A 5,466-nucleotide genomic window follows, 5' to 3' on the forward strand; every position below is an offset into this window, starting at 1 on the left:
TAACGAACTGGCCGACGACCTCGCCCGGGCCGCCGCCCGCCACGCCAGCGTCGGCACCCCCGAGGGGGACCTGCCCGAGCGGATGGGGCAGCTGATCCAGCTCCGCGTCGAGGACGACGCCGCCGGCTGACCCCGGCCCCCGATTCCCCGTCCTCCGCCCCAGCCTCTAGGGTGGGGCTGTGGAAGCGACAGTGGAACAGATCACAGCGGCCATCACGGCCCTCAACGACAAGTACTGGTACGTCGTGATGGCGCTGCTCTTCGTGGCCGGGGTGTGGTTCACCATCCGGACCGTGGGCGTGCAGGTGCGCATGCTCCCGGAGATGCTGCGGTCGGTGACGGCCAAGTCCCAGACCGGGTTCGAGAACGACGGCGTGAGCCCGTTCCGCGCCTTCACCATCTCGGCGGCCTCGCGCGTGGGCACCGGCAACGTGGCCGGCGTGGCGATCGCGATCGTGATCGGCGGCCCGGGCGCCGTGTTCTGGATGTGGCTGCTGGCGATCATCGGCGGCGCCACCGCGTTCGTCGAGTCCACGCTGGCCCAGCTGTACAAGCAGAAGGGCTCGGACGGCTACTTCGGCGGCCCCGCGTACTACATCCGCGACGGCCTGGGCGCGAAGTGGCTGGCGGCCGTGTTCGCCGTCGCCATCACCGTGACCTACGGCTTCGTGTTCAACGCCGTGCAGTCCAACTCGATCTCCGAGTCCGTGCAGGCCAACTGGGGCGCGTCCTCCACCACCGCGTGGATCGTGGGCCTGGGCCTGGCCACCCTCACCGGCCTCGTGATCTTCGGCGGCGTGCGCCGGCTCTCGGCCGTGACCAACGTGCTGGTCCCCGTGATGGCCACGTTCTACATCTTCCTGGCCCTGATCGTGATGGTCGTCAACATCACCGAGGTCCCGGGCATGATCGCGCTGATCGTGGGCCACGCCTTCGGCCTGCGCGAGGTCGCGGGCGCCGCCGTCGGCATGACGATGGTGATGCAGGGCGTGCGCCGCGGCATGTTCTCCAACGAGGCCGGCATGGGCTCCGCCCCGAACGCCGCCGCCACCGCGGCCGTCTCCCACCCGGCCAAGCAGGGCTTCGTGCAGTCCCTGGGCGTCTACTTCGACACCCTGATCGTGTGCTCGGCCACCGCGTTCGTCATCCTGCTCTCCAACCCGGCCTACGGACGCGGGGAGGCGCTCGGCATGCAGGTGACCCAGGGTGCGCTCCAGCAGGCCGTGGGCGCGTGGGCCGGCCCGGCGCTGACCGTCATCATCTTCTTCCTGGCCTGGTCCTCCGTGCTGGGCAACACCTACTACGGTGAGGCCAACATCCGGTACCTGGCCGGCCGCCACGCGGGTCGGGCCATCAGCGTGTTCCGCGTGCTCGTGCTGGTGTGCGTGGTCGGCGGCGCGCTGGGCTCCGTGGCGCTGGTGTGGAACCTCGCGGACACGTTCGCGGCCCTCATGGCGACCATCAACCTCGTGGCGATCATCCCGCTGGGCGGGCTGGCCGTGAAGCTGCTCCGGGACTACGAGCGCAAGCTCAAGGCGGGCATGGATCCGGGCTTCCACATCTCCGACCTGCCCGAGGCGCGGAACGTGGCCCTCTGGCGGGACGAGCCGAAGACCTCCCCGCTCCAGGACTGACGCCCCCGCCCGCGCGTTTCGAGGCGGGATATCGACCTCATCCGGCTGCCGCGGGCGGCCGTGGGGTGGATATCCCGCCTCGATGCATGAGGAGGCCCGGTCTGGACACCGTGCGGGGGTCGACGCCTAGGGTGAGGCGCACCCAGTCGTCGGCGTGCACGACGACGCCGTCGTAGCCCGCGCCGAGGTCCTCGCGGAGGTCGGCGGTCGTACGCCCGAGCATGGCGGGCAGCTGCGACGAGGAGTACTGCACGAGGCCGCGCGCCCGCACCCGGCCATGCGCATCCACGATCTCGACGACGTCGCCCGGCGTGAAGGCGCCCGTGCAGCCGGTGATGCCCGCGGCCAGCAGGGAGCGGCCGCGGTCGATCGCCCCGGCCACCGCGCCGTCGTCGATGATGAGCCGACCCCGGACCTCCGCCGTGAGGCCGAGCCACGCCGCGCGGGCGGACCGGCGGCGGCCGGTGGCGGAGAACCACGTGCCCACGTCCTCCCCCGCGAAGGCGGCGCCCGCATTGGCGGCCGAGGTCAGCAGGGTCGGGATGCCGGTGGTGGCCGCGATGCCGGCCGCGTCCACCTTGGTCACCATGCCACCCGTGCCCACACCGGCAGAGCCGGGCACGCGCACGTCGACGCCGGACAGGTCGTCGTCGGAGGTCACCTCGGGGATACGCCGCGCGTCCGGGTTCGAGGGGTGGCCCGTGTAGAGGGCGTCCACGTCGGAGAGCAGGACCAGCAGGTCCGCCTTGCAGAGGTTGGCGGTGAGGGCCGCGAGGCGGTCGTTGTCGCCGAAGCGGATCTCGCGCGTGGCCACGGCGTCGTTCTCGTTCACGATCGGCATCACGTCGAGCGTGAGCAGCCGCGCGAGGGCGCGGTGCGCGTTCGTGTACTGGGTGCGCCGCATGAGCTCTTCGGCGGTGAGGAGCACCTGCGCCACCTCCGTGTCGTGCCGGCCGAAGCTCGTGGTGTAGTGCGCCATGAGCTTGCTCTGGCCGACCGCCGCCGAGGCCTGCTGGGTGGCGGTGTCCTTGGGGCGGCGGCTCAGCCCGAGGTGCGGGAAGCCGGCCGCGATGGCGCCGGAGGACACGAGCACCACCTGGGTGCCCTTCTGCCGCTCGGCGGCGAGGACGTCCACGAGCCGGTCGATGGCCTCCACGTCCAGGCCGTCCGGGGTGGTCAGCGAGGACGAGCCGATCTTCACGACCACTCGGCGTGCGGCCTGCATCGTCTCCCGCGAGGTCACGGGGTTGGCCCGCGGGTCCTCGGAGCCGCGCGTGGCGGGGGTCGGATAGCGGGTGACGACGGTGCGCCGCACGGACATGGATCATCCCTCTCGATCGTCGGTGTCGTTCCACAGGCCGGAGCGTCGCTCGGCCTCCATCTCGGCCCGGGTCGCCGCACGGGCGGCCCGGCGGGCATCCTGCTCGGCGCGCTTCTCCGCGCGGGTCGCGCGGGTGCGCTCGTCGAGCCGCAGGTCGGTGCCACGGGGCCCGGCGAGCAGCTCGGCTCCCGCGGACAGCGTGGGCTCCCAGTCGAAGACGACGCCCGTGACGTCGTCGCCGATCACGACGGCGTCGCCCGGCCTCGCACCGGCCTTGAACAGGCCGTCCTCGACGCCGGCCCGCTGGAGCCGGTCCGCAAGGTAGCCGATCGCCTCGTCGTTCTGGAAGTCCGTCTGGGCGACCCACCGCTCGGGCTTCTCGCCGCGCACGCGGAACAGCGGCTCGAGGTTGCGCTCCTCGCGGCGGATCGTGAATTCGGCCCGCTCGCCACGGCGGCGATGCCGGCGCGGCACCTCGACGGGCGCGGCCGGCGCGGGCTCGACCACCCGGGAACGGGCCTCCGCCACGAGCTCGGCCATGGCGTACTTGAGGGCGTCCAGGCCCTCGCGGGCCAGCGCGGAGATGTCGAAGACCCGTAGGCCACGGCCCTCGAGCTCGTCGCGGACCATGTCCGCCATCGCGGCGCCGTCGGGCAGGTCGGTCTTGTTCAGGGCGATGAGGCGGGGCCGCTCGTTCAGCGGTACGACGCCCTCCCCGCCCTGGGAGAAGACGGGCTCCACCGCGTAGGCCTCGAGCTCGGCCTCGATGGCCTCGAAGTCGGCGATCGGGTCGCGGTCGGACTCGAGGCTGCCGCAGTCGAGGACGTGCACGAGCGCGGCGCAGCGCTCGACGTGGCGCAGGAACTCCAGGCCGAGGCCGCGGCCCTCCGAGGCACCGGGGATCAGGCCCGGGACGTCGGCCACGGTGAAGCGCACGTCGCCGGCCTGCACGACCCCGAGGTTGGGCACGAGCGTGGTGAACGGGTAGTCCGCGATCTTGGGACGGGCCGCAGACAGGGCAGCGATGAGGGAGGACTTGCCGGCCGAGGGGAAGCCCACGAGCGCGACGTCCGCCACGGTCTTGATCTCGAGCGTCAGGTCCCGGCTCTCCCCCGGCAGGCCGAGCAGCGCGAAGCCGGGCGCCTTGCGCTTCACGGAGGCCAGAGCCGCGTTGCCGAGGCCGCCCTGACCGCCGGCGGCGGCGACGTAGGTCGCGCCCTCCCCCACGAGATCGGCCACGATGTTGCCCTGCTCATCCTTGACCACCGTGCCGTCCGGCACGGGCAGCACGAGCGACTGGCCGTTCTTGCCCTCGCGGTGGTCGCCCATGCCCGGCTGGCCGTTCTCAGCGGACCGGTGCGGGGCGTGGTGGTAGTCCAGCAGCGTGGTGGTCTGCGAGTCCACCACGAGGGTGATGTCGCCGCCGTCGCCCCCGTCGCCGCCGTCGGGGCCACCCAGGGGCTTGAACTTCTCGCGATGCACGGAGACGCACCCGTGCCCGCCGTTGCCGGCGGTGAGGTGGAGGACCACGCGGTCCACGAAGGCTGCCATGGGAGTGCTCCTAGGGGCTGGAGGGATCGGACTCAGACGGCCCAGGGGCCGGAGACGCCGACGGCGGGGGCGGGTCCGGTGGATGCCGGGCCCGCCCCCGCCGGGGCGTCAGGGGGTGCGGGTGTCCTCGCCGGGCGAGGGTCCGCACGCAGACCGCACGAGTGTCAGATCACTCCGCGGCGGGGACGATGTCCACGACCTTGCGGCCGCGGCGCTGGCCGAAGGCCACGGAGCCCGCGGACAGCGCGAAGAGGGTGTCGTCCTTGCCGCGGCCGACGTTGCGGCCCGGGTGGAACTTGGTGCCACGCTGGCGGACGATGATCTCGCCGGCGTTGACGTCCTCGCCGCCGTAGCGCTTGACGCCGAGGTACTGCGGGTTCGAGTCGCGGCCGTTCTTCGAGGAACTGCCGGCCTTCTTATGTGCCATTGCTGTTGCCTAACCTCTCGGATGCTCGGTTTCGCCGGTGCCGGTGACGGCTCAGGCGATCCCGGTGATCTTGACCGTGGACAGCTCAGAGCGGTGGCCCTGGCGCTTCTTGTAGCCGGTCTTGTTCTTGTACTTCATGATGACGACCTTCTTGCCACGGGAGTGGGAGACGACCTCGGCGGTCACCTTCACACCGGCGGCATCGGCGCCAGCCTTGACCTCGTCCCCGTCCACCAGCATCAGAGCGGGCAGCTCGACGGAGCCACCGGTCTCAGCGGGAACGCGGTCAAGGGTAACGAGGTCTCCGACGGAAACCTTCTCCTGGCGGCCGCCAGCGCGGACAATCGCGTACACCACTTGGGACTCACTTCTCTCGACGTTTCAATGGATCAGATCGGGTTCTGCTCGCCGCGCCCTGGGACCGCTGGGGGGCTTCGCCACCGGGATGGCCGTGCTCATCGAATACGCCGTGGCCCCGGCGGCGATCGCGACCTTTATCGGCGGCTACATCGAGGCATTGGGCCTGTTCGGAA

General features: G+C 71.7%; 5 protein-coding genes. 1 reads left to right on the forward strand and 4 read right to left on the reverse strand.

The features are described from left to right. Positions 1–191: 191 nt before the first annotated feature. Positions 192–1,634, forward strand: coding sequence for a sodium:alanine symporter family protein (locus tag D8M29_RS08105; protein ID WP_127435571.1), 1,443 nt, complete (start codon positions 192–194; stop codon positions 1,632–1,634). A 37-nt stretch (positions 1,635–1,671) separates the two neighbouring features. On the opposite strand, the gene proB is transcribed toward D8M29_RS08105, so the two are convergent. The 4 genes from proB to rplU form a co-directional block, all read right to left on the reverse strand. Continuing rightward, a complete protein-coding gene (gene proB / locus D8M29_RS08110) occupies positions 1,672–2,955 on the reverse strand; it encodes a glutamate 5-kinase (protein ID WP_238693354.1) in 1,284 nt (427 codons plus the stop codon). Between the two features lie 3 nt (positions 2,956–2,958). After that, complete coding sequence (obgE, locus tag D8M29_RS08115) at positions 2,959–4,506, reverse strand: GTPase ObgE (RefSeq protein ID WP_041104897.1); 1,548 nt, start codon at positions 4,504–4,506, stop codon at positions 2,959–2,961. Between the two features lie 169 nt (positions 4,507–4,675). Then, on the reverse strand, positions 4,676–4,933 hold the full coding sequence (gene rpmA, locus D8M29_RS08120; RefSeq protein ID WP_002853915.1) for a 50S ribosomal protein L27: 258 nt from the start codon (positions 4,931–4,933) through the stop codon (positions 4,676–4,678). A 51-nt stretch (positions 4,934–4,984) separates the two neighbouring features. Further along, on the reverse strand, positions 4,985–5,290 hold the full coding sequence (gene rplU / locus D8M29_RS08125; protein ID WP_002853919.1) for a 50S ribosomal protein L21: 306 nt from the start codon (positions 5,288–5,290) through the stop codon (positions 4,985–4,987). Positions 5,291–5,466 lie beyond the last annotated feature (176 nt).

It is taken from the genome of Micrococcus sp. HSID17227, assembly GCF_003989405.1.
Taxonomy (GTDB): Bacteria; Actinomycetota; Actinomycetes; order Actinomycetales; family Micrococcaceae; genus Micrococcus; species Micrococcus luteus.